This window comes from Vibrio sp. OPT24 (genome assembly GCF_015163545.1).
GTDB lineage: Bacteria > Pseudomonadota > Gammaproteobacteria > Enterobacterales > Vibrionaceae > Vibrio > Vibrio cyclitrophicus.
The window spans coordinates 874,095-900,328 of record NZ_JADDYI010000053.1 but is presented as its reverse complement, the minus strand read 5'-3'; the positions used below and the strand labels follow the sequence as shown (position 1 = coordinate 900,328).

Sequence of the window (26,234 nt, the reverse complement as noted above, 5' to 3'; positions counted from 1 at the left end):
GCCCTTTAGTATCGGAAAGATGCGAAGTAGTAAGACAGGTTTTTGATCTCATCGTCGGTCAACTTGTCCGCGATATTGCCCATCATGTTCAAATCATCACCCTTGCGAGTGCCGTTTTTCCAAGCGTTGAGCTGAGTTTGAATGTAGTCGGCGTGCTGGCTCGCTAGGCGTGGGAACTTATCTACGCCCATACCACTTGGCCCATGACAGGTTGCACAAGCTGGAATGTTGCGGTCCCAATCGCCTTGGAATACCAGTTTACGATAAGGGTTATCAATATCAGCTTGTGAGCCGCGCTGTTCTAAATCGCTGAATTCATAAGAAGGAAGCGAAGCGAAGTACTCGGCAACTTCACGACGAATCGCAGGATCAGACACACCATCCGCCATCCCTTTCATGATCGCGCTTTGACGCTCGCCACTTGAGAATAAGACCAGTTGATGTTCGAGGTAGTCGGCATTGAGCCCTGCAAGCATAGGGGCGATGTTAGGCATGCCTTTCCCGTCGGCTTGGTGGCAACCGCTACAGGTTTCTGCGGCTTCTGGCATTGGATTAGGCGCTGCTTGTGCAAAACCGGATAAAGAAAGGCTTCCCAGAGCAGCGATGCAAAGCGTTAGAGTTTGAGTTTTTATGTTCAGCTTAATCATGAGGCGTCGCTATTGGTTGTAATGCACGCATTTTCGACATAATTGGATGTTCGCGCTATTGTGGATTTCCACATTAATTCACTTGGAACTTGAGGTAAGTCTCACATTAATAACCTTAATCACCATAATGGTATTGGTGTGAATTTCGATAGGCGAATCCAACTGCCGTTAACGAAGTGCAAGGGAACTGCCATGTTCGCCTCGGTGTAACTGCTTATTAAGGCTCTTTATGGCACCGATTGTATAAGCATAGACGCTTGATGGGGCTAGGTAAGAAACATGTAGGGAAGTGATGTGAAGGGTTGATGGTTTGGCGTTGAATAGGTTAGAAAAGAAGAGCAACCTCAAATGACGAAGTTGCTCTGCTGCGTTCCTATTCAGGAATGAATAGGGATAGGTATTGGATCACTGATTAGACTTTGTAGATCTTAGCCGGAAGTGCTTGTCTTGCTGCTGCGCCTACCACCCAATCCAGCATCACACCTTTGCCTTCTCTCGTCGGATCAATTAAACCAATATCATTGATGTTAACGCCATCGTTTGACTTCATTTTTACTGGTTGTTGTGTGTCTCCAATCCAGTGTGCACGTTCACCGAGCTCTTTATGGCCAAAGCCATGTTCAAAGCCTAATGTGCCCGGTTTGATGCCATCAATCACCATCGCCAACGCATGTGTGGTTGAGCTCGGTGTTTCAATAGCAAATACGTCACCGGTTTTGATGCCTGCAGAAGAGGCGTCTTGTGGGTGGATGTAAACCGGGTTCACGCCTTTGATCGACTCTAAGCGTGGTGATAGGTTAGATACCGCACTGTGAATATTGGATTTAAAGTTGGTCAGAGTAAATGGCCACTCTTTTGCTGGGAACTGCTCTGCTAATGGCGTGCCATCTGCCAGCTTTTGTGGATACCATGTCGGGCAACCCATGTACTGCTCGCCACTGATGGTGTTGCGAGAGGTACCAAGCTTTTCATTCCAAATAGCCAGTGGCTTGGTCCATTTGTACTTCATAGTTTCATTGGTATACGCATTGGTTGCGTCTTCAAAACGACCGCCACGCGCAAAAATATACGCCACTTTTAGCATCTCTTCAGGCTTAAGCGTTTTGTTCATCACAGGTACAAGGCGCTCAAGGCCAGACCAAACAATGTCTTCTGCATCCACATTCGGCACGCCGCCTTTGGCAAATGCTAAGTTAGCCGCAGAGCGCAGGTAGAAGTCTTCCGCACTGTGGATACCGTGCCAGTTGCCTTGGCTGTCTTTGATTGCATTTTCACCGAAGCCACCGAGATCAAGCGTTTTTGCCAGATCAATAAAGAAGTTCTCTAAGTTGATGGCGCGTCCGTCTTGAGTGCGTGAGGTTTTAGGCTCAACTATCGGCCAACGAGCGGTGATCGCTTTGGTCGCAACGCCATGCCATGGAGTTGCCATGCCCCAACTTTCGTAGGTCACTGTGTCTGGCACGAGGTAATCCGATAACGCTGTGGTCTCATTGATGAAGGCATCGATAGACACGATCAAGCCAAGCTGTTTAGGATCTTTAAGCTTTTCGCCTAGTAAGTTATCTAAGCCTGGAACGCCATAAAGTGGATTCGCCATGTGGTTGATCCACGCTTTTGCGCGGTAGGGGTAGCCATCAATGGCAGCTGATAAATGCTCGGTTAAAAGCGGCGCTGAGATTGGGTACCACGGCGCGCGTGTTGGGTAAGGTGATTCACCTGCGGCAACACGACGTTTGTATTCGCTGGTCTTGTGGTACGGGAATTTGCTGCGAGATAAGAACACACCTTGAGGCTTAGTCTTACCTTTGAACTTAGTAAAATCGTAACGTGGGCCTGCAACAGAAGTTGGGTAGCCACCCGCTTTCGCCATCGCCCCGCCTTTAGCATTGATGTTACCGATCAGCGCGTTCAGCATCAGAATAGAGAACGAGTTGTAGAAGCCATTGGTGTGCATGTTACCACCGTGAGTATCCACGACGGCTTTCGTTCCGTAGCTGGTGAAGCGTTTCGCTAGTGCAATAATTTGGTCTTGCGGGATTTCACACTGCTCACTGTAATAAGCAAGGTCGTATTTGAAGGCTTCTTCCTTCAATCTTTGTAGAGAAGACTTAACACGAACGGTTTGACCATCGATTTCGACGTCTTGATCGACGAACAGAGTCGCTTCATTCACCTGAATATGCGATGACATCAGTGACGTTGTCACATCTAGTGCGATAAATCCATCATCATCAGACATTGGTTCGCCTGTTTCTAGCAAACCCACATCCGATGCGCGAAGCATACGCCCGTTTTGTGGGTGTGCTTCGTCACTGATCACAAGGTGTGAAGCATTACACCAATGCGTGGTGCCTGCTTTTTGCATCGCTTGTGCGCTTGGGCGAGACAAGAAGTCGTGATTGTATCGTTGGTTCTCGATGATCCATTGGATCATGCCCAGAACTAATGCTGAATCAGTGCCCGGTTTGATCGGAAGCCAGTTGTTACGATCGCCCGCGGCAAGGCTTGACGATCCTGCCGGAAGACTTGGAGTAACAATGGTGTAGCTGAGATTTCCGTTAGTACGCGCCTCAGCCAATTGTCGTGCTTGGCGCTTAAACGGGTTACCCGCTTGAGCCGGAGACATACCGATGAAAAGAATGAACTCGGCGTTATTAAAGTCGGGCTTTAAGTGCGAGAACTTGTCTAAGTCATTCATGATCGCGCCAGAACCCGCGCGGAATGCGTAGCCACAGTAAGAGCCGTGATGACCGAAGTTTCGTGTGCCGTAACTGTTGAATGCAAAGCGCTTCAAGATGTCATCACGGCCTTCATTACCGGCATTGGTCACCAATAACTGGTTAGCTTTTGTGCCGTATTCAGGATTATTCGGATCAAGTGGTGTTTCGATGTCGCGAATCGAACGTAAGCCTTCCACTTCGCCTTCCCCAAACAAGTCACCACCTTCGGTTATCTCAGAGATAAGCTGTTCGTAGCTGATGGGTTCCCACTTGCCTTCACCGCGCTTACCGACACGTTTGAGCGGTTGAGTGATTCGGTAAGGGCTATTTTGAATCTCTAACATGCCATTACCGCGGGCGCAGGCTGTCGAGCGATTGTCGATACCTGACTCGCCAGACAAGCCAATGTAGGCATCTTTTACAGGCGTTTTGAACGGGATCTGTTGGTCGCTTGATAGCGGGTGGTACGGGTTGCCTGAGATGCGCAAAATCTCGTCATTGCGATTATCGATACGCACACGCAAACCACACAATGTCCAGCAGCCAAAACACATTGATGGTGCAACGCGTTGGTTTGGATTCGGCGAGATCTTACCTTGCTCATCGACACTGTATTCCGTCTCGAGTGAGTTACCGTGATGGATGTGATTGGTTTTCTTACCTGCGGTGCCATCAATAGCACCGTGAACCATGTGTTTTGTGGTTGTCGCATAACCTGCAGCAAAAGCTCCAACACCACCGGCAGCAAGGCCTGTTTTCAAAAATTGACGACGTTTGTTATCCATGATGATTCCTCAGACTACAAGCTATGTGAGCGGTTAAGTGGTGACGGTGTGTTTTGGTTTGACTTAGATTTTGTCTTTTGTGAAGAGCCAGTTGTTCTTGTCGATCCAGTAGACACGATTTCAGAAGCGAACAGCGCAAGCGCTAACCAAAGGCCACACATACCAATAATGCCAAGTAACCCAGCGCTACCCATAGGCAGTTCATAAGGGAATGGGCCTACATCAAAACGTGGAATGGTTTGAACTTCCATCATGGTGACCCAACGCACCGCCCATGCTGAAACGATGGTCGCTAGCGCTATGCAGACAATTCCTAGCTTGCTTTGAGATAGACGTTGCAGTGGCAAAACTAAGATCATGCACAGCAAAATACTGGTAGTCATGATGCCTAAATTGATGCCCCAAGCGTCGTTCTCATACAGGTTGAAGTGACCATGGTTAGATGCCCAAATCGAGGTAAGAATGATGGCAAGGCCACCTGTTAACGTAATGGTTCTTTGTACTAGAGCGAGGTCTGTCGGTTTTAAGCTTGGCTTGTTTGAAGGCAGCAGAGCCCAAATCAACAGCGTTAAACCCGTTGCAGCAAAGAATGCGGTCGTGAACCAAAGCAGCGGTGAAGCCGGTTGATGCCAAAGCGGGCGGCTCGCCAAAATCGCAATCTCTGCGCCTGTGTAAAGCGCGATGCTTAAGCCAGAAATAGCGGTCGCAGCAGCGAGTGCAATCATCAGTTTTGCTGAAACCTGCCATTGCCCTAGTGTTAGCCAAGACAAACGCTTTAGAAGCGGGTTTTCACTCTCTTTAAGCTGTGCGATGTCATCACGCAGGTAAACCCAAGCTGTCGCGACAGCCAGACCAGAGAACAGAGGAAGAAACAGAGAGCCTAATGACATCCATGACCAAGGCGTGATGTGGGCATAGAAATACCACGCACGTCCTGGTTGGTGTAAGTCACCTGTTAGTGCTAGTGGCCCAACAATTGCGCCGATGGCCATCACAAGCACAAGCGCTGAACGGAATTGGTGACTGGTTGAGTTCTTGAATATCAGTGCAATCAAAAACAGAATAGCGGCCGCGTAAGCCGAACCAATGTAGAAGAAATATTGAACCGCCCACGGTAGCCAAGCGATCTCTTGAGCGGGAACTAACACTTCAGTGATATTCATGCTGTCTCTCCTTGTTTGCCTTGTGTCGCGGTTGCCAATTCTTGTTTGCTAGAGGATGAGTTATCGATGGCGACTGGATCATAAATCGCAGGTTGGCCTTCAATGTGGCTAACGAATCGCTCGTTCATGCCGATATAGAAAACATGGGGGTTGGTATTCTGCTCTGGCTTGAGCACCTTGATGTCGTCTTGGTTTTCATTGAGCAGACGGTTGATCTCGCTGTTTGGGTCTTTGAGGTCACCAATGACACGCGCGCCACCGACACAGGTTTCGACACAAGCAGGCAGTAAGCCGTCTTCAAGGCGGTGTGCACAGAAAGTACATTTGTCAGCGGTAAGGGTGTCGTTATTAATGAAGCGAGCATCGTAAGGGCAAGCTTGAACACAGTAGGCACAGGCTACGCAGCGCTCGTTGTCGACCATCACAATGCCGTCTTCACGCTGGAAGGTGGCTTGAACAGGACAAACCTTGATGCAGGGTGCGTTGTCACAGTGATTACATAGGCGAGGTAACATGAATGATTTCACGTCTTGTTGAGTAGTCGAACCATCATCAAGGGAGACTTCATACTGTTTTACGGTGGTTCTGAACTGGCCGATTGGCGCTTGGTTTTCAACGCTGCAGCCAACAGTGCATGCCTGACAGCCAACGCATTTACGTAAATCAATCGCCATCGCGTAGCGCTTGCCTACTTCGCCTTTGCGGTCAGGCTGGTTGTTATTGCGAATGGCTGTGCTCGCGACTGCGGTGTTGATTCCGGCAATGGGAATGAGCGCAGCACCGGCGGAAACTTTACCGAATTGGCTGAGAAACCGTCTTTTCAATGAGTCCATAGAGGTACCTATAAATGGGTATTCGATCTGTTAGGCTCATTGTCAGTTTTTGACCGTTCACGGGGTATTGTGGATTTCCACATACCCAGATCAAAATTGATCTAGAACAAATGTGGTTTTACTAATCTAGCTGTTATGCTTTGTTTAAATGCTCTATTTAAAGTGTCGTCATGCGTTATTTGAGTGATGGACATGCCGTCAGTGTGGAGAACGAGATTTCAGTGTCAGTCAGAAACCTAATGACAATTGTTGGCCTTTGTTGGTTGAGCTTAACCGCAGGAATGTGTTTAGCCGCTCAAACGGAGCAAGAGATTACAACGACAGGCACTGTTGAGTCGGAACAGGTTATTGAGGTCGGTGTATTGGCTATTCGAGGCAAGCTTTCCGCTCAACAGCGTTGGCAGCCGACAATGGATTGGTTGTCGGAGCGCATTCCCGGAAAACACTTTGTTCTCAAGCCTTTCAACTTGGAAGATATGGCCGACGCGGTAAAAGGTGTTGAGGTCGACTTTGTTATCACCAACCCCGGTCAGGCGGTTCGCTTAGGACGCCAGTATGCGCTCTCTTGGATGGCCACCATGACCAGTCATAACTTTGAACAGTCGGGAGCCAGCAATACGCAAAGTATTGGTTCGGCCTTGGTGGTGAGAAGAATGTCGCCTTATATTTCGCTCGAACAATTGAGCGGTAAGCCGATTGCGGCGGTCTCGGAAAATGCATTTGGTGGTTACCTCACTATGCGTTACCAAGTGATGCAACAAGGGCTCAACCCTAATCACTTTTTCTCTAATACTCAGTTCTTAGGTTTCCCTATTGATGCCAGCCTGTATCAACTGCGTGAAGGGCACATTGAAGCTGCGGTGGTGCCTGCGTGTTTGGTCGAGAGCATGATCAGTGAAGGTTTGCTGGTGGCTAGTCAATATCGTGTTATCGACAATCAAGCACCAGAAGGGTTCCGATGTCAGGTGTCTACGCCTTTGTACCCTAACTGGTCGTTTGCCAAAACAGAGAGAGCGTCTTCTACACTGGCGAAAAAAATGAGTCAGGTGTTATTTGCGATGCCAAAAAGCAGTGCGCCAGCCATTGCAGCGAATGCATCGGGTTGGACGTCACCGACAAGCCTGCTGTCGATCGACAAGCTATACCAACAACTCGACATGCATCCACTGCAACAACCTTGGTGGAAGGAAGCGTTAATCTGGCTCAAGTACAATCAACAGTGGGCATGGGCATTCTTTATTCTGGTGGTGTTACTGAATGCTTACCACTTTTGGTTGGAATACAAATTCAGCCGCAGCAAAAAGCAGTTGGAAGCCACGCTGCACAAGCTGAAAAGTAAGAGTGAACAGCTAGAACATTCACAACGTATCGCAGTGGTTGGTGAGCTAGGGAGCAGTTTGGCACACGAGATCAATCAACCTTTGGCAGCGATTCGCAACTACAGCGAAGGTGGTTTACTGCGGATTTCGAAGAACAAACCGCTGACTGACATAGAGCCTGTATTTGAGAAAATCCAGTCTCAAGTGGATCGTGCTGATGCGATCATTCAACGCTTAAGAAACATGATCAAAAAACGCTCATCAGATAAGTCTCAGACCAACATTGAGCAATTACTCACAGACACCATTGAGTTGCTGCAATTTCGATTACAGAAACACAAGATAACCATTGAGCGCCACGCTGTAGGTAAGTCTATCCAACTGCATGTCGATCCTGTGGGATTGCAGCAAGTGATTGTAAACCTGATCAACAATGCGACCGACGCATGTAATGCACAGATGCATCGTGAACAAAGCGCTGCGTCTGATATTGATAACAAAAACAGCGAACCACCAACAATTAAAGTGATTACCGAGTATCAACCGGATAAAATGATGCTGTCGGTTATCGATAACGGCACGGGCTTAGATTTCACCGAGCAACAAGTCACTCAAGCCTTTGTGAGTAGCAAAGAAAACGGCTTGGGTTTAGGGCTTGCGATTTGCCAAGACGTGATTGAAGACCACAGCGGCCAAATGGCCATCAAATCATTGACTCCTCATGGCTGTCACGTCTCAGTGACGTTACCTTTTTCTCTTTCAAATGATTCATAAGGAATCTTGTTATGTCTGAACTTCATCAAATGTTGCCTGTCTATGTGGTTGATGACGATGAATCGATGAGAGACTCATTGGTGTTCCTATTGGAAGAGCATGATTTTACGGTGTTAGCTTATGAAGATGGTCTGAATTTTCTGGATTCAGTGGATTTGAGTGCGCCGGGGTGCGTGGTGTTAGACAGTCGAATGCCTGAAATGAGAGGACAACAAGTTCACGAATTAATGATGAAAGCGCAGAGCCCATTGTCGGTGATCTACCTGACGGGCCATGGTGATGTACCAATGGCGGTCGAAGCCTTACAAGCCGGTGCGGTGAACTTTTTCCAAAAACCGGTGAAAGGCAGCGAGCTGGCTGAGGCAATCAAGCAAGGACTAGAGGCCTCTGAAAAGCATTTACATATGAATGTGTATCGCCAAGCTTATGCTTCGTTAACCGAGCGCGAAGTAGACATCCTCAAGCAGATCATTGATGGCAAGCGCAACCAGAAAATTGCCGATGAACTTTGTATTGCAGTGAGAACGGTGGAAGTACATCGAGCGAGTTTGATGAAGAAATTCTCTGCGAAAACAGTTGCCGAGCTTGCTTACGTTTATGGAAAGTTGAACTAACGATGTGACGACAGTATGTGAAGCTACGAAGAGAAACACACCAAGCTTGCTACCGTTTTACAGATTTTTCTGATACTCGGTTCTTCAATATCACTCTATATTGAAGCAAGATCACACCATTTGGGGAGCGCATAACGATAGGTCTCTGCAGGCTTTTTATCGCTATGTATTCCTGAGATACTGAACTAAGTTCATTTTGGGGCGGAACGTGTCAATAACGACGCTTTTCCCTATAATTCGAAACATTCACTATGGTTGATGACACCTCGATATAGAGATTTGTATCAGCCGAGTTAGGTTAATATATTTTATGAGTACAATGGGAATCGCAATTGGTGCGACGGCTCTTTCGTTAATACTTGTGGCCGTTTGGCTGATTTCTTTATCGCTAAGAAAGCAACGGTTAGAGCAAGAACGAAAAGCGCGAGCAGTTGCTTACCGAAAGGCGATTGAAAAGGCTCGAATACAAGAACAAAAAGAACGCCACTTTAAGGCTGAAACAGGCCATACGCCATCGATTCTGTATTTAGCGAAAGAGGCTGAACGTAACAATATTAAAGAAGCTTTGTATTGGTATGACAAAGCGGCTCATTTAGATAATATCAACGGTATGTATGGCGTTGTGCGACTCAGTATGAAGCGCAAAGAAGACCTGATTTTAAGAGAAAAAGCCAATTTTTGGCAGCTTGCGATATCCGCACTGGATAATGATTTGGTTGCGAAATTTGAGATGGGTAAAGCGCTCGTGTTTGGTCGCGGTACGGATAAGAATATCCCTAAAGGTTACACTTACATCGAAGAGTCAGCTGCAGGTGGAAATACCGAAGCAATGCTGTTTATGGGCGACTGGTGTTTGGATAAAGAAAATTCAGACTATTCAGCAGAAAGTGCCGTTGAGTGGTATCGCAAGGCAGCAGAAAAAAACAGTTTAGATGGCAAGATCAAACTGGGTACATGTTATTTGAACGGCGTTGGTATAGAACCTAATCATGGTGAGGCTGTGTACTGGTTTGAAACCGCAGCTGAAAAAAACAGCGCAGAAGCCATGTTTAGAGCCGGCGAAGCTTGGATAGACCATGGTGAACATGGCAGTGCAATTGCTTATATCTGGCTGTTTTTATCAGCACACTTTGGCTACTCAGATGCGAAACAATTACGAGACAAAGTTGGGGGCGATCTTGGTGTGGATGCGGTCGTGGGTCTACAGGCTCTGACTAAGCCGATAATGACCAAGCTAACGCAAGAGGCGATAACTAAGCATTCAATCGTCAAAGCGCTCAATAAGCTCTACAAGCGTAATGTGCCTATCCCTAAGAAAGTAAAAGAAGCTTCAGATGAAGATATTGATGAGTTAGGTGTAGAGAGTGGTCACCCAAAGACAGAGGCTTCGAGTGAGCATGTTTCTAATATGGATTACAGACAACAGGCGACAGCCAACCATAATGGTGCGATGACAGAACAAGAACTTAACGTGAATCAGCCATCATCAGATAAGCCATCAAGCGTTAACAGTGGTTCTTTGGACTTTAGTCAGTCTGCAGTCGAGCCTAGTTGGAAGAATAACCACTAAGCAAGCTCTAGTGCATCTGTTCAAGAAGTCATCGACAAGATAGGTGTAGATTGAGTGATAAAAATGGTCAACTAGCTAAAGCTTTAACGATAATCTGGAAGATAAGAACAACAAAAAAAGGGAAGCATCTGCTTCCCTTTTTGTTTATGTGCTATTTACTTTAGAGCTTAGAGCTTAGAGCTTATTACGCTTTGTTTTGCTCTGCTTTACATACAGCAGCAGTGAACACAACGTCTGTTGAGCTGTTAAGTGCTGTTTCAGCAGAATCTTGAATCACACCAATAATGAAACCAACCGCTACAACCTGCATCGCTACATCGTTCGAAATACCGAATAGGCCACATGCTAGCGGGATAAGCAGTAGTGAACCGCCAGCAACACCCGATGCACCACACGCTGAAATCGCAGCAACTAGGCTTAGTAGGATTGCTGTGAAGATATCAATCTCGATACCCATAGTGTGCACAGCTGCAAGTGTTAACACAGTGATAGTGATTGCAGCACCCGCCATGTTGATCGTTGCGCCTAGAGGGATAGATACAGAGTAAGTATCTTCATCTAGGTTTAGCTTCTTACAAAGGTTCATGTTAACTGGAATGTTTGCAGCACTTGAACGAGTGAAGAATGCTGTTACGCCTGATTCACGGATACATTGAAGTACAAGTGGGTATGGGTTCTGCTTTGTCTTGATAAATACAAGTAGTGGGTTAACCACAAGCGCAATAATCAGCATTGAGCTTAGTAGAACAGCTAGCAATTGACCGTAGCTTGCTAGAGCATCGAAACCCGTTGTTGCGAAAGTAGTCGAAACAAGGCCAAAGATACCGAATGGTGCAAGACGGATAATGAAGCGAACAATGTGCGAAACACTGTGGCTTAGGTCTTCGAAAACCGCTTTAGTTGTTGCAGATGCGTGGTGCAGAGCAAGACCAAGGCCGATTGCCCAAGCTAGAATACCAATGTAGTTTGCGTTCATTAGCGCGCTTACTGGGTTATCTACAAGCTTGAATAGAAGAGTATGAAGAACTTCAGCAATACCTTGTGGAGGGTTCGCACCTTCAGCGCCAGCAACCAGTGTCAAAGTGGTTGGGAACATGAAGCTTAGAACGACTGCCGTTAAGGCTGCAGAGAAAGTACCAATCAGGTAAAGCACAATGATTGGACGCATATGAGTATGCTGACCTTTCTTTTGGTTTGCGATAGAAGCTGCAACAAGAATGAATACTAAAATTGGGGCAACAGCTTTCAGAGCACCAACAAACAGACTACCGAGTAGGCCTGCGTCTTGAGCTGCTGAAGGAGAAACCATGGCGAGAACGACACCGAAAACAATACCAGCAAGGATCTGTAGGACTAGATTCCCACGAGCGATGCGGGCGAGTATGTTGTTGTTTTGCATAAAATACCTGCAATTGTTAAATTATTATAGTGATGTATCTTTTTATAAAGTTGTACCAAATCCAACTATACACTAGTGGAATGGGCGGTAATATTAGCGAGATCTAAGAGAGTGTCTAGGAATAGTTTACTTTTAGGGTGATTGTTTGCGTCCAGTGGCGTTTTTGGAGCTAAATGTTAAATAAATGTGTTAATGTTGGTCTATAAGTCTACATGTTTATGTTTGTAAGGGGCAATATTCTGGTTGTTGGGGTATGTAAACTGTTATTGGCAAAATCATTGTATTCAGAAATAGTTATACAGATACCAAATTGAAATAAAAAAGCCCCACCTGATTAACAGGGTAGGGCTAAGTCGTCTTATAGTCGTTAACCTAAAAGGCTTAATCGGAGGCTTTCTTAAGGTTGCGGCTCTCTGATTGTACAGTTTATATATCTTAGAAAGCGGATTTCTATTAGCGCGTTGTTCGGCTAACGAAGCGCCATTTCTAGCTTGTTCCTTCAACAACTATTGATTTTTGGCGAGATCAAAAAGCGAGCTCAGTTTAAAAAAGCCACGATGGCAAAAAGTCATCGTGGCTTAAATTATTCCATCAATTGTGAATGCGATTAATGATGGTCGTGGTTCATCTTTTTCATGCCGCTCATCACTTTCTTCACTGGTGCATCGAAGGTTTGTGTTTCACCGTTGGCGAAGGTTAATGTCATCTCGATTTGATCACCTTCTTTTAAGCTGCTTTTTAGGTCGAACAACATGATGTGTAGGCTACCTGGTTTCAGTATCGCTTCCCCATTCGCAGGGATTGTGATCTCTTGAACTTGGCGCATCTTCATTACGTCGCCATCAACGATAACATCATGAAGCTCTACCTTTCCTGCTGCTGGTGTTGCTGCAGAAACAATAGCGCGATCTTTATCGCTGTGGTTCATCAGAGTCGTGAATACCGCGCTGTTCACTGCTGAAGGCGGTGTTGCACGAGCGTACGCATCATGAACCATAATATCGCTATTAGCGTGAGCAAGAGGAGTGAGCAATAAGCCTGCTAGAGCGAGTGCTTTTAACTTCATGTTGTTGTCCTTATTTTTTATGTTCTTTGGTCTGGGACCTGACTTTTTTGATCGAACTTTATTCATTAAGTTCTTTGTTTTTACGTTTTATTGCGTCAATTTGTTGATGGCCTCAACAATTGGCGCTGGCGTTAACGTATGCGGCACTTTGGTAATCAGTGTGCCATCGGGCTTTAAAAAATAAAAATATGAGCTGTGGTCTAGGGTGTATTCCAACTCTGAACCTTCCAGCTTTGTTTTTCTAAAAATAACACCGTAATTGTGTGCAAGCGTTGTTGTCACATCCAATGGACCACTTAGCCCTTCCATCATTGGGTGGAAGTATTGTGCGTATTCGTACGATGCTTCTGCAGCATCACGTTCAGGATCAAGTGAAACAAACATCGGCCGAATTTTGGCTTTTGCTTCGTCAGAGACTTGGTTAAGTGCACCGGCTAGCATCGCTAAAGAAGTCGGGCAGACATCTGGGCAACGAGTGAAACCGAAGTAAACGATGCGAATTCTGTCATCGGTTTGGTCAAAGATTTCCGTTGGCTGGTTATCTTTACCGAAAAGCGTGGTCATTGAAAACTCTTGCTTTGCTGCGTGTTGTTCTTGAGCTTCGTTTTGCCCATCAAGATAGCTTTTGACACCAAAACCAAGTACAAACGCTACCACTAATGCTAACGACCAATTCTTACTCATCTTGCCATCCTTATTGCAGGGTTTACGGTTTCAACACCATCGGTGAGTTCGCCAAGCCAAGTCATTTTATCCATGGTGCACACAGGTAAAATCACATCCCCTTCGTAGATATTATTACCAATATTTTTTAACTGAAAACGTGCTGAACCCATGTCCATTTCTAAGCCCGTGAGTGACAACATTAATGTTTCAGATGCCGCTCCTTCCCAAACTACTTTCATTTTAGTAGGAACGAGTGGTTGGGCGGTCTCGCTATCAAGAGACATAGAAATCTCCTGTTGCTTACACGACGCTGTTGAAAGCATGCAATAGTCGTCTAAGTTAACGTCAGCTGAGGTGTGTTCCATGGTTGTTTTAAATTGCTGGATCGCTTGTGGTCCATAAAAGCCTGCCACGAGAGCGACTCCAAGAGCTGCCACCTTTAATGCCGGGTGCATGTCGTGTTCTCATTTAATTTTATAAGAGCGGCGATGTTATCATACCCGTCAATACGTGCTTGTATCAAAAAGCAATTTTGTGCGTATGGTAGAAGTAAAAAAGCGAAGCCACAGGCTTCGCTTTTGTCTATATAAGAGGGTCGTTGAGTTTAGTATTTCTTACACTCATCGGTTTGTCATGCTAAACAAAGGTTCGCTGAATGATTAGTCAGCATTGCACTCTGCAAACTTTTCCAACCCGAGAACCAATGCAATGGCAACAAGCATCATCACAATCGCCATAACCAGTTGAGATGGTTGAGAAGTGACCGCTTCGAAATCGAAAGGCGATAGATTTTCCTGAATCAAAGGAACTTGCTCACCTTTGGAGTTTGTACGCCAGCTGATGGTCTCTTTCCAAGGCCAGATCTTTGGTAGCGTACCAATCATCAAGCCAGTTAAGAATACTAATGTGAAATCGCGGAATGAGCGCAATAACCAAGAGAGAATGTGTGAGAAAGTCAGTAGACCGATCACACAGCCACCTAAAAATAGGGCAAGCACATCAATTTGAAACTCTTTGACCGCGCCAAGTACTGGGCCATACATCCCAATCAATAGCAGGATAAAGCTACCTGAGATACCTGGTAGGATCATCGCACAGATCGCAATCGCACCCGCAATGAGAACATTGATACTAGTAGGTTCCATCTGCAGTGGCTTAAGCACGGTAATACTATAAGCGAAGGCAATACCGAGCAGTAAAAATACGAAGCGAATTACATCGCGTTTCTCTACTTGTTTAAGAATATGGAAAACAGATACCAAGATAAGGCCAAAGAAGAAAGACCATAAAGGGATTGGATGTGTAACCAATAACCAAGAGATGAGTTTCGCGAATGTTGCAATGCTGGTGAACACGCCCGCGAACAGTGAAATTAGGAAAAACCCATTGATATGGCTAAACGCAGCCTTGAAGCCTTCACGTTTCCATAAGCCAAGCACGCTAGGGTTAATTCTTCGAATGCTTTCTAGCAAGGTATCGTAGATACCTGTGATGAATGCGATGGTTCCGCCAGACACACCAGGAACAACGTCGGCTGCGCCCATTGCCATGCCTTTGAAAAAAGTACTTAAGTAATTCATTGCTTCATAGAGTTGAGGATGATTTTGTGCAGTATACAAACTTTAGTGTAAAAAAAGTATGAATATGCCATCAATGAAAGGGCTTTTATCCCCTTTTAAATTGTAAGGCAATAAGTTGAAGTGAACATGTGCCTAATATTTAGAATACAACCACTTAGTGTTTTATCACTAGTGCTTAATGATGAAACTGATCTCTTATCAATATTGCATCTTAGTTGCATTATGCAAGTGCACTTTGCAATTCGCATGATGAATTAGCAGTTTTTATGCGATGCAGGGCTTATAAAACGTCTTTTTAAAGTTGGCACGCTAACTGCATTGTAGTACTTGACCCTTCTTAAGCCGAGGGTCACCTAGCCAACTGACGTTGTTAGTGAACCTATTGATTTGTTCACAAATATATAGAGCCAATCGCGATTATTGCGGTTGGCTATTTTTTTATCTGTCGTTTGGTTATCTGTGATTTCTTCCTGCTATTTCCTTCATGCCAAGAAAAAAAAGCCAGCCACTATGGGTGACTAGCTTATGCTTTATCTCGAATCTCGAATCTCGAATCTCGAATCTCGAATCTCGAATCTCGAATCTCGAATCTCGAATCTCGAATCTCGAATCTCGAATCTCGAATCTCGAATCCGCTTTAATACCCCATTAACTGCAGCAAGTTCTCGGCAGTACTGATTGCTTCTTTACGGTTGGCAATATTGAGCTTTTGATAAAGATTTCGAATGTGTGTTTTGATGGTGGTCCCTGCTACATCGAGCTCTTGAGCGATCTGTTCATTACTGAATCCAGAATAGATCAGGCCAAGCACCTGCCATTCACGTTGAGTGAGTGGGCTAGTACGCACAAGCTCCGGGATATTAGGGTGATTAACCAAATTCTCAACAAAGTCTTCATCGAAGTGAACCGATCGGCTACGCTGAGTCGTCGAGATATCTTTCATAATCTGCTGCGCACGATGACGTTCTAAATCACCTAAGCCCGGCTTGTTGCTCAACTTATCTAAGATATGACCAATTGTGCCACCGTCTACTAAGAAGTTACCAACCATACCGGTTTGGTTAGTCATGTGTAAGGCTTCTTCAAGAAGTACGCGAGCACTGTCTTCGTCGTTAATTTGGGTGCGCAGTACCGCTTCCACGATTAAGTTTCGGTTGGTATCCGTCACAAGGTGAGAGCGTTGAGCTTCACTCTTCAAGAATGCCAATGCTTCTTCTGCGTCTTCGTATTGCTCAAGGATGATATGAGCGCGAACAATGTTTCTCCATTGAAGCTGACAGAAGTGGTTACTCGCTGATTCAGGTCGAACCGCCACATTTAACCAATCACGAATGGCTTCTTTATCGCCTTTTACTTGCCAAAATAGGATCAGAGAAAGAGAAGCGTTCGCCGTCCAGTCTACATGGTAGGTGGATTGGCGTAATAGGTGTTGAATTTGGTCGATAAACTTTGATGCTTTATCAATCTCTCCACGGCTCAGTGAAATACGAGCCAGCATTGAATAGCTGTGCAGGTGCTTACTTGGTGAATGGTGACCAAGAATATCTAAACCTTTGTAGCAACACTCTTCTGCTTCATCTAATCGGTTCCAACACCAGAATATCTGGGCACGTACACGCAATAGAAACTCATGTAGAGGTACGTATTGTAATTGATGCTCTTCGATCAATTTGAACGCACTGTCTTGCAGTTCGAACGCCGCTTGAACGTAGCCTTGAGCAATCAAAATTTCACTCTGTTGCAGAATGGCCCACAAGGCTTGATGGTAAACCTGATATTGGCGCGCGAGTTTCTCTGTTTGTTGCATCATTGGTAACGCACGACTGAGGTTGCCCATTACGTGATTCACTTCACCAACAACCGAGGTTGCTACAATGCGGCTACGATAAACTGTTGTGTTTAACTGACTCAACGAAAGTTCAGCAAGTTCTAATGCTTTTTCAGGTTCATTACTGTTGATGGCGACTTGGGCGCGCAAGGCATTGTATTGGCCTTGTTGTTGAGTATCGAGCTCGATGTTTCGATCTTGATATTGAGTTTCAGCCTCTTCCAACAAAGTACCCACTTGATCATAGCGGTGCTGGCTTTGTGCAAGCCACGCGCGCAGCATTGATAGCTTAGGCTCGCTGTAAAGCTGATCGGTGGTCAGTTGCTTGATCGCCATTTCTAACGAAGACAACTCACCTTGGTTGAACATCGGCCAGCCGTGCTCTGTAAGAATTTGAATGATCAGGTCCGGGTCTTCAGCACGTTGTGCATGTCGTAGTGCTTGGTGAGGCGTTTTCTGTTTGATCCACGCTTTAGCGGCACTTCGATGCAATTCAGCTTCTTGCTGAGGAATTCGCGCCTGACGTTCGTGTGCTAGAAATTCACCAAACAGATTATGGAAGCGGTACCAGTTTTTTTCGCCCTCAAGCGGGTAGATGAATAAGCCAAAACGGTTGAGTGATTCAATCATTCCGAGTGCGTCTTCACGTTGTGTCAGTGCGCAGACTAATTCGTCATTGAAGTGATCAAGCACAGAACATTGCATTAAGAAGTGTCGAGTTTCTTTGTCTAATAGATCGAACACTTCTTCAACCAAATAGTCCCAAAGGTGGGCATGGTTAAAGTGAGAGAACGACTCGGCTGACTGGGCAAGTGTGCGTTTTTGGTGTTGTGCTTGAAGCGCGATAAGTTGCAGTGCAGAAGGCCAACCTTCTACATAGCTACAAATACTGTCTGCCGTTGTGTCATCAATGCCATCGGCAACACGTTGATTGAAAAAGCGTGTGGTTTCTTCGGTATCAAACGCCAGCGAGTCATTACCTAATTCGATCATTAAGTCACGAACGCGCAGGTTTGCTGTGCCAAGTGGTGGTGTACCACGACTGGTTACCACAAGCGTTAAATTGTCGGGCATGTGTTTGAGGAAAAAGCGCATCGCTTCATGAATGTCATCATTATTAACCAAGTGATAGTCATCCAACACAAGGAAACATTCGTGATGGAATTCAGACATCTCAGCAAACACTTCACTTAATAAAGAATGCAGTGATGAAAACTGTCGTTTTTCTGCCAATTTTTGGGCGTTAGGACAGGCATTTTGAGTCGCTTTATTGAGTGATTGTAGGAGGTAGTTGATGAACCGGAATGCATCGTTGTCACTATCATCGATGCTGTACCAACCTACATTGGGTTTATCTACCAGCCACTGCGCAGCCATGGTGGTTTTGCCGTATCCCGCTGGAGAGCGAAACAATACTAGCTTATAGCAATCTGCATGTTGTAGCAGATCGAGAACTCTCGGTCGCAAGATTGCGTTATGTAGGCGGCCGGGACGAGTCAGTTTCGAAGGGATCCACATGTTTAAGTTTTTCACCTATTCCGTGGCTTATGCTATGGATTATCTCAATCTATCGTTGAGTACATGTCCAATGACATTCGCCTGATTACTTAAGTCTTCAGTCATAGTACGTGATGCCAAACGATACCGACTATGATCCTCCTCAGAAACCTTGCACTCCTGCAGGTTTTTGATGTTCTACGCCCTTTATTTGTGACATATCTCACTTAGTGGGGCGTTTTTTTAATGTGACCTTGTCCTCCCCTGTACAAGGTTTTATGTAAAAGATGAGACGAGAGAAATTTTTTCGTGATCTAAATATCAGATTTGGCAATAACTTCAAATGGGTTAAATAAAAGTCACATCAATTGAAGTTAAGTTATCGAACGGGACCTTGTGATCTCAGTCACTCCAAGTTTTTGTTCTAAGTCAGAACATGAGAGTCAGATCACTAACCCCATGTCGGTACGCCCCCTACGCCCTCTCATCTACTCCTAGTTAGTCGTACGGGCGGGAGGATGTTTAGTTAATGGTGACCATGCACGATATGTCACAGATGAATTAGAACTATTAAAAGCGAGATTTCTGAAATGAAACCAACTCAGCAAAAAACTTTCGATAAAGTGTCGTTCCAAGAAAGCGTTAAGAAGCATTTATCTGCAACCTACGCAACAACGATTGAAAACGCAGATAGCCGCGCATGGTACCTAGCAATGGGGCGTGCGCTAGCAGAACTCACAACATTTGATCTGTTAGAAACTGAAAATGACGAAAAAATTAAGAACGCGAAGAGCGTTAACTACCTTTCACTAGAGTTTTTGATTGGTCGTTTAACCGGTAATAACCTGATCAGCATGGGTCTGTACGAACAGATCACTCATGCAATGGAAGAGCTAGGTCAAAACCTAACGGATCTTCTAGAAGAAGAACGCGATCCATCACTAGGTAATGGTGGCCTTGGTCGTCTAGCTGCTTGTTTCATGGATTCTTGTGCCGCTCAAGAATACCCAACAGTAGGCTACGGTCTTCACTACGAATATGGTCTATTCAAACAGTCTTTCCAAGACGGTCGTCAACAAGAAGCACCTGACGCATGGCGTGGTGTTGAAGGTTACCCATGGGAAGTGGCTCGTCCAGAACTAGCACAACACATTGGTTTTTACGGTCATGTAGAAGTTGAATACATCGACGGTAAAGAAGTTCGTACTTGGGTTCCGGGTATGGAAGTAAAAGCAATGCCTTGGGATCTACCTATCGTAGGTTACGAGTCAAACACGGTTTACCCGCTGCGTCTTTGGGAATGTCAGGCAATTGCACCATTCTCACTAGCAAGCTTTAACAACGGTGACTACTTCGAAGCGCAACACTCGCTAATCGATGCAGGTAACATCACTAAAGTACTTTACCCGAATGACAACCACGAGAAAGGTAAGACTCTGCGTCTAATGCAGCAGTACTTCCACTCAGCAGCGTCTGTTCGCGATATTCTACGTCGTCACGAAGCAGCAGGTTTCTCTCTAGAAGACCTTCCTAAACAAGAAACGATTCAACTGAACGATACGCACCCAACTATCGCTATCCCTGAATTGATGCGCATCCTGATCGATGAGAAAGGTTTAACTTGGGACCAAGCTTGGGAAATCAGTGCTCACACGTTCGCGTACACGAACCACACACTGCTTCCAGAAGCACTAGAGACTTGGTCTGAATCTTTGATCAATCGTCTTCTTCCACGTCACATGGAAATTATTTTTGAAATTAACCACCGCTTCATGCAAGAAGTTCGCAAGATGTGGCCTGGTGATGGTGAGAAACAAGCGAAGCTTTCTATCATTCAAGAAGGTTTCCACCGTATGGTTCGCATGGCAAACCTATGTGTGATTGGTTCTTACAAAGTAAACGGTGTAGCTGCACTTCACTCACAACTGGTTAAGAAAGACTTGTTCCCTGAGTTCAACGAAATCTTCCCTGGCAAATTGACTAACGTAACGAATGGCATCACGCCACGTCGTTGGTTGAAGTTCTGTAACCCAGGTCTATCTACGTTAATCACAGGTAAGATCGGTACTGAGTGGCCTGCAAAACTTGAGCAGCTAGAAGGCATCGCTAAGTTTGCAACAGACGCGAAATTCCAAAAAGAATTCATGGCTGTTAAGAAAGAAAACAAACAGCGTCTTGCTGATTGGGTTCAAGAAAACATGGGTATCGAGCTAGATACTAACGCTATCTTCGACGTGCAAATCAAGCGTCTACACGAATACAAGCGTCAGCACCTAGACTTGCTACACATTCTATCTCTGTACCACCGTATTCTAAACGAACCTGGTTTCGAGTGTGAGCCACGTGTATGTTTCTTCGCAGCGAAAGCAGCTCCAGGTTATCACCTAGCCAAAGAAATCATCTTTGCGGTTAACAAGATTGCAGAGAAGATTAACAACGATCCTCGTATCGGCAACAAGTTGAAAGTGGTATTCATCCCTGACTACCGAGTGAGCATGGCTGAAATCATCATTCCAGCAGCAGACGTTTCTCAGCAAATTTCATTAGCTGGTAAAGAAGCATCAGGTACGGGCAACATGAAGATGGCTCTAAACGGTGCTCTAACTATCGGTACGATGGATGGTGCAAACGTTGAGATTCGTGAAGAAGTTGGCGATGAAAATATCTACATCTTCGGCCTAGACGTTGATGGTGTTGTGGCGTTGCAAGCTCAAGGTTATAACCCTTACGACTACTACAATGCTGACCCACTACTGAAAGCTTCTCTAGACCTACTGACAGGCGATGAGTTCTCTCCAGGTCAACCAGGCCTCCTGCGTGCAACGTTTGATAGCCTGCTAGACGGTGGTGACCCATACCTATGTCTTGCTGACTTCGCATCTTATGTGAAAGCACATGAAGACATGGGCAAGCAGTACAAAGACCAAGCCGGTTGGGCTAAGAAAGCAATTCTTAACACAGCATTGGTTGGTAAGTTCACATCAGACCGCTCAATCCGCGACTACGTGAATAATATTTGGAAACTTGAAGCGGTTAACCGTTAATAAACCCAAAAGCAGCCAAGGCAGTTTCTGCCTTGGCTCAATTGACTTGTGCACAAGCCAGTAGTTTCAAATTAACGGCTTATAAACTGAATCGTTCACAAGCTGATTGATGAACAACAGATTAAATAACAACCCTACAAAATTGAAAGCGTTAGAACGTTTTCGGAGAGAGCGATGAAAGAACAGACCGTATTAAAACAAGTCGCAGAAATGGCAAATATTGCCGACAGTTACGTTAGTGCGTGGGGCGATGAAGCACAAGTATCAGACGAGACGATTACGTCTCTATTGGCTTCATTGGGCTACGATACAAGCAGCGATGATGCACTGCTAAAATCAGCAGAAAGAAAACACAAAAAAGATGTACTAGACCCAGTTCTTGTCTTGCGTGACGGTGAGCCAGTAGAAGTGGCGCTTAATCTAGGTGTAAGTGCTCGTGAAAGTGAGTTCAGCTGGCGCTTAGAAACCGAGCAAGGAGAGGTACTTGAAGGCTATCTTCAATCTCAAGTCGTTCGTGATGAGCGTGCAGAGGGTGGCCCTTTAGTGTTTGCATTGCCAAGTGATTTGGCATGGGGTTACCACAAGCTAATTGTGAGCCGTAAGCGCCGTAAGAAGCCTTACGAGATGACATTAATCATTACGCCAAAAGCGTGTTTCAAGCAATCACCAATCGAGCAAGGCAAAAAGCTTTGGGGACCAAGCGTTCAACTCTACACTCTCAGAACTCAGCACAACTGGGGCATTGGTGATTTTGGCGATCTAAAACAACTTGTTGCCGATATCGCGTCTCGCGGTGGTGATTTTGTTGGTCTAAACCCAATCCACTCATTATTCCCAGCGAACCCAGAAGGCGCGAGCCCATACAGCCCGTCCTCACGTCGTTGGTTGAACATATTATACATTGATGTGAGCTCAGTACCTGAATTCGCGTTAAGTGCTGAAGCACAACAAACGGTAGGCAGTGCTGAATTCCAACAGCGCCTACAGAAAGCTCGTGAAGCACACTGGGTGAATTACACTGAAGTGTCCGAGCTTAAGATGAGCATCTTGCCTCTGTTATTCGCAGAATTTAAGACTCGTCATTTAGATAAAAACAGCGATCGTGCACAAGCGTTCTTAGCGTTTGTTGAAGAAGGCGGTGAAAGCCTGATGCATCAAGCGGCGTTTGATGCTCTGCATGGTGAGTTACATGCTGAAGATTCAGGTATGTGGGGCTGGCCTGTATTCCCTGAGAAATACCGCACATTCGAAAGCCCAGCAACACAGAAATACATCAAAGAGAACCTAGAAAACGTTCATCTGTACATGTACCTGCAATGGTTAGCGGATTGCCAAATCAACGATGCCCAGTCTCTTGCAGAAGAGAAGGGGATGGCTGTTGGCCTGTACCGTGACTTAGCGGTAGGCGTTGCGGATTCAGGTAGCGAAACGTGGGCAGATGAAGGCAACCTAGTGATGGATGCGAGTATCGGTGCTCCACCGGATGTTCTTGGTCCTTTAGGTCAAAACTGGGGTTTACCACCGCTGAACCCTGAAGTACTTCAAGAAACCAGCTACGACGCGTACATTAAATTGCTTCGTGCCAACATGAAACATTGTGGTGCACTTCGTATTGATCACGTTTTAGGTCTGCTGCGTTTATGGTGGATTCCAAAAGGTGAGAACGCAACCCAAGGCGCGTACATCTACTACCCAGTGCAAGATATGCTTTCGATTCTGGCGCTTGAATCTCACCGTTACCAATGCAGCGTTATCGGTGAAGATTTAGGCACCGTGCCAGACGAAATCGTTGATATCCTAGCGGATGCGGGCGTACATTCTTACAAAGTGTTCTTCTTCGAAACATCGGAAGACGATGGTGGTTTCATTTCACCGAAACACTACGCACCACAATCGATGGCAGCATTGTGTACTCACGATATGCCAACGCTTCGCGGCTTCTGGCACTGTGATGACTTGAAAATGGGTCAAGAGATTGGTTTATACCCAGATGCAGAACAGCTAGAAACCTTGTTCGATGACCGTCTGGAGTGCAAACAAGGTATCTTAGATTCAGTGGCATGGCATGGCTTCTTACCTGAAGGTGTTGGTCGTGATGCAAGCCAAGTACCGATGGACTCTTATCTTGCTGAAGCACTTCAACTACACGTTGCGGCTGGTGGTTCAACATTATTGAGTGTTCAGTTGGAAGATTGGTTAGAGATGGACAAGCCAGTAAACATCCCTGGCACTGTAGATGAATACCCGAACTGGCGTCGTAAACTATCCATGAACTTGGACGAAATTTTCGCTCATGAAGGCGTCAATCGTATCGCTTCTAAGCTGACAGACGTTCGAGAAAAAGCAGGTAAGTAATGACGTTGAGTGACTTGAAAATAAGTGGTTTTTTGCTTACGGCGTACGAAACTACAACCTCGGTCACTCAATAATGAATGCTCATCTGGTAGAATAAATTGTCGTTATATTGCCCGCACTAATAGCGGGCATTTTTGTATTATATTTTTTGGATGTTTGGTTAGGGAGAAACGTTTTGGAACTAAGTTCGATTTCAAAGCAAAAACAAATATATACCCAACTATCACAGGCTTGTTTCACTGACCCGTTTGCGTTTTTAGGGCCGTACTTACCTGCAGATCAAGGTGCATTAAGAGTATGGATTCCAGGGGCAGATAAAGTAGAGTTGATCGTTGGAAAGGAACCTCGTATTGAGTTAGCGCGAGAGGGTGAAAGTGGCTTCATCCTTAAGCAAAAAAGAGACCTACGTTTCACTCACTATAAACTTGCGGTTGATTGGGCTGGGGTAGAGCAGATCATCGATGATCCATACCAGTACCACGATCTGTACGCGAGTTATGAAGATCTTCATACACCTAAAGATATGTATCATCACATGGGGGCTCAGTTTATTACGCTAGAGCGTGATGAACAGACGATTTCAGGTACGCGTTTCTTGGTGTATGCACCGCATGCAACGGCGGCAAGTTTGGTGGGTAACTTCAACGCTTGGGATGGTCGTCGCCACCCAATGCAACGCCTAGATTACGGTATGTGGGGCCTATTTATTCCTGAACTGGAAGAAGGCGCTCAATACAAGTTTGAATTAAAAGGGCCAAATGGTGAAGGCTTACCACATAAAGCTGACCCATGGGGCTTCTACTCAGAGCAATACCCATCGTTCTCATCAGTGACTTACGACCACGCTCGTTACGAGTGGCAAGATAGTCAATGGCAGAATCGCCCTGTTACGCAAAAGCGCAAAGAAGCACTTTCGTTCTATGAACTGCATGCAGGTTCTTGGAAGCGTAACGCCGAAGGAGAGTTCTTAAATTATCGCGAGCTTGCTGCAGAGCTAATTCCATACTTGACGGATCTTGGCTACACACACGTTGAGCTAATGCCAGTTTCAGAGCACCCATTCTACGGTTCTTGGGGTTATCAACCTGTTGGTCTATTTGCACCGACTAGTCGTTTTGGATCTCCTGATGATTTCAAATACTTTGTCGACCAATGTCACCAAGCTGGCTTAGGTGTGGTACTAGATTGGGTTCCTGCTCACTTCCCAAGTGATGATCACGGCCTAGCAAACTTCGATGGTACGCCATTGTTCCACGATCCAGATCCACGTCGTGGTTGGCATCAAGACTGGAACTCGTACATTTATGATTTAGGCAAAGAGCATGTTCGTCGTTTCTTGGTAGCAAACGCTTTGTACTGGTTCGAACAATTCCATATCGATGGCATCCGTGTTGATGCGGTTGCTTCGATGCTGTATCTCGATTATTCGCGTAGCCATGACCAATGGATTCCGAACGCAGATGGCGGCAACGAAAACTATGACGCTATTGCTACCCTTAAGTGGATGAACGAAGAAGTTTATAAACACTTCCCGAATGCGATGACGATTGCTGAAGAATCGACTGCTTTCCCTGGTGTTTCGGCACCGACCTTTATGGGCGGCTTAGGCTTCGGCTTTAAGTGGAATATGGGCTGGATGCACGACAGTTTATCTTACATCCAAGAGGACCCGATTAACCGTAAATATCACCACGATACGATTACTTTCCCGCTGGTCTACGCACACAGTGAAAATTATGTATTATCTTTGTCACACGATGAGGTGGTTTACGGTAAGGGGTCTATCCACAACAAGATGCCTGGTGATGAATGGCAACAAACAGCCAACTTACGTGCTTATATGGGTTACATGTATGCACAGCCAGGTAAGAAGTTGAATTTCATGGGTGCTGAATTTGGTCAGACGGCTGAATGGAACCACGATGATCAACTGCAATGGTTCTTGCTGGATTACGATCGTCATCAAGGTGTTCAGCGCTTAACCAGAGACCTGAATAACCTATACCGCTCTGAAGCTGCAATGCATGACCTTGATTTTGACCCGAAAGGCTTTGAATGGCGTCTACAAGATTCTGCAGAAGCGAGCATTCTTGCGCATGAGCGTATCAGTGAGTCAGGTGAGCGTGTATTGGTAGTTTCTAACTTTACACCAGTCCCTCACGAGCATTTCCGATTAGGTGTTCCAGCAAAAGGGAAGTATTCACTATTGTTGAATACAGACTCGGTTGATTACGCAGGTAGCGGTTTTGAAGTGAAGAAAGTCGCTGAGATTGAATCAGTAGAAAGCGAAGGGCTAGACACATCGATTGAGCTACGCCTACCACCGTTATCGACGGTTTTTTATAAACTGAATTAACCGATTGTTAAAATAAAA

The 26,234-nt window shown here is 45.6% G+C and carries 16 protein-coding genes and 1 pseudogene; 6 read left to right on the top strand and 11 right to left on the bottom strand.

The window, feature by feature from the left end; all coding sequences use genetic code 11:
• Positions 1-5 precede the first annotated feature (5 nt).
• From IQO02_RS17645 to dsrO, 4 genes are all read right to left on the bottom strand, one after another.
• On the bottom strand, positions 6-647 hold the full coding sequence (locus IQO02_RS17645; protein ID WP_010431654.1) for a c-type cytochrome: 642 nt from the start codon (positions 645-647) through the stop codon (positions 6-8).
• 412 nt (positions 648-1,059) lie between these two features.
• The gene (locus IQO02_RS17640; RefSeq protein ID WP_016794825.1) at positions 1,060-4,152 is read right to left on the bottom strand and encodes a tetrathionate reductase subunit A; all 3,093 of its coding nucleotides are present in this window, start codon (positions 4,150-4,152) and stop codon (positions 1,060-1,062) included.
• A 14-nt stretch (positions 4,153-4,166) separates the two neighbouring features.
• Positions 4,167-5,315 carry an NrfD/PsrC family molybdoenzyme membrane anchor subunit gene (nrfD, locus tag IQO02_RS17635; protein ID WP_102282458.1) on the bottom strand — a complete coding sequence of 383 codons (1,149 nt, stop codon included), beginning with the start codon at positions 5,313-5,315 and terminating at the stop codon, positions 4,167-4,169.
• A complete protein-coding gene (gene dsrO, locus IQO02_RS17630; protein ID WP_102282457.1) occupies positions 5,312-6,148 on the bottom strand; it encodes a sulfate reduction electron transfer complex DsrMKJOP subunit DsrO in 837 nt (278 codons plus the stop codon). Before dsrO ends, nrfD begins: the two co-directional genes overlap by 4 nt.
• A gap of 221 nt (positions 6,149-6,369) precedes the next feature.
• On the opposite strand from dsrO, the gene IQO02_RS17625 reads away from it, so the two are divergent.
• The 3 genes from IQO02_RS17625 to IQO02_RS17615 all read left to right on the top strand — a co-directional run bounded on the left by IQO02_RS17625 (position 6,370) and on the right by IQO02_RS17615 (position 10,425).
• Complete coding sequence (locus IQO02_RS17625; protein WP_102282488.1) at positions 6,370-8,241, top strand: sensor histidine kinase; 1,872 nt, start codon at positions 6,370-6,372, stop codon at positions 8,239-8,241.
• 11 nt (positions 8,242-8,252) lie between these two features.
• Positions 8,253-8,855: a response regulator transcription factor gene (locus IQO02_RS17620; protein ID WP_016787240.1), complete on the top strand. Its 603-nt coding sequence runs from the start codon at positions 8,253-8,255 to the stop codon at positions 8,853-8,855.
• 319 nt (positions 8,856-9,174) lie between these two features.
• Complete coding sequence (locus tag IQO02_RS17615) at positions 9,175-10,425, top strand: tetratricopeptide repeat protein (protein ID WP_029189544.1); 1,251 nt, start codon at positions 9,175-9,177, stop codon at positions 10,423-10,425.
• 184 nt (positions 10,426-10,609) lie between these two features.
• On the opposite strand, the gene sstT is transcribed toward IQO02_RS17615, so the two are convergent.
• The 7 genes and pseudogenes from sstT to malT all read right to left on the bottom strand — a co-directional run bounded on the left by sstT (position 10,610) and on the right by malT (position 18,482).
• A complete protein-coding gene (sstT, locus tag IQO02_RS17610) occupies positions 10,610-11,824 on the bottom strand; it encodes a serine/threonine transporter SstT (RefSeq protein WP_010431627.1) in 1,215 nt (404 codons plus the stop codon).
• A gap of 381 nt (positions 11,825-12,205) precedes the next feature.
• A pseudogene (locus IQO02_RS22485) lies at positions 12,206-12,330 on the bottom strand (GTPase RsgA); the annotation flags it as partial.
• 101 nt (positions 12,331-12,431) lie between these two features.
• On the bottom strand, positions 12,432-12,890 hold the full coding sequence (locus IQO02_RS17605) for a copper chaperone PCu(A)C (protein ID WP_010431625.1): 459 nt from the start codon (positions 12,888-12,890) through the stop codon (positions 12,432-12,434).
• A gap of 87 nt (positions 12,891-12,977) precedes the next feature.
• Positions 12,978-13,574, bottom strand: a complete 597-nt coding sequence (locus tag IQO02_RS17600; protein ID WP_010431623.1) for an SCO family protein — start codon at positions 13,572-13,574, stop codon at positions 12,978-12,980.
• Positions 13,571-14,011, bottom strand: coding sequence for a hypothetical protein (locus IQO02_RS17595; RefSeq protein WP_010431620.1), 441 nt, complete (start codon positions 14,009-14,011; stop codon positions 13,571-13,573). The genes IQO02_RS17600 and IQO02_RS17595 overlap by 4 nt, the downstream gene beginning before the upstream one ends.
• Positions 14,012-14,215: 204 nt before the next feature.
• A complete protein-coding gene (locus tag IQO02_RS17590) occupies positions 14,216-15,136 on the bottom strand; it encodes a DUF368 domain-containing protein (RefSeq protein ID WP_010431618.1) in 921 nt (306 codons plus the stop codon).
• 637 nt (positions 15,137-15,773) lie between these two features.
• Positions 15,774-18,482 carry an HTH-type transcriptional regulator MalT gene (malT, locus tag IQO02_RS17585; RefSeq protein ID WP_010431616.1) on the bottom strand — a complete coding sequence of 903 codons (2,709 nt, stop codon included), beginning with the start codon at positions 18,480-18,482 and terminating at the stop codon, positions 15,774-15,776.
• Between the two features lie 569 nt (positions 18,483-19,051).
• Between malT and IQO02_RS17580 the strand changes: the two genes are divergently transcribed.
• The 3 genes from IQO02_RS17580 to glgB all read left to right on the top strand — a co-directional run bounded on the left by IQO02_RS17580 (position 19,052) and on the right by glgB (position 26,216).
• A complete protein-coding gene (locus IQO02_RS17580; RefSeq protein ID WP_010431613.1) occupies positions 19,052-21,505 on the top strand; it encodes a glycogen/starch/alpha-glucan phosphorylase in 2,454 nt (817 codons plus the stop codon).
• A 174-nt stretch (positions 21,506-21,679) separates the two neighbouring features.
• Positions 21,680-23,860 (top strand): 4-alpha-glucanotransferase, encoded by a 2,181-nt coding sequence (malQ, locus tag IQO02_RS17575; RefSeq protein ID WP_016784323.1) that lies wholly within the window; start codon positions 21,680-21,682, stop codon positions 23,858-23,860.
• Positions 23,861-24,035: 175 nt separating this feature from the next.
• Positions 24,036-26,216, top strand: a complete 2,181-nt coding sequence (glgB, locus tag IQO02_RS17570) for a 1,4-alpha-glucan branching protein GlgB (protein ID WP_102282455.1) — start codon at positions 24,036-24,038, stop codon at positions 26,214-26,216.
• The last annotated feature ends 18 nt before the right edge of the window (positions 26,217-26,234 follow it).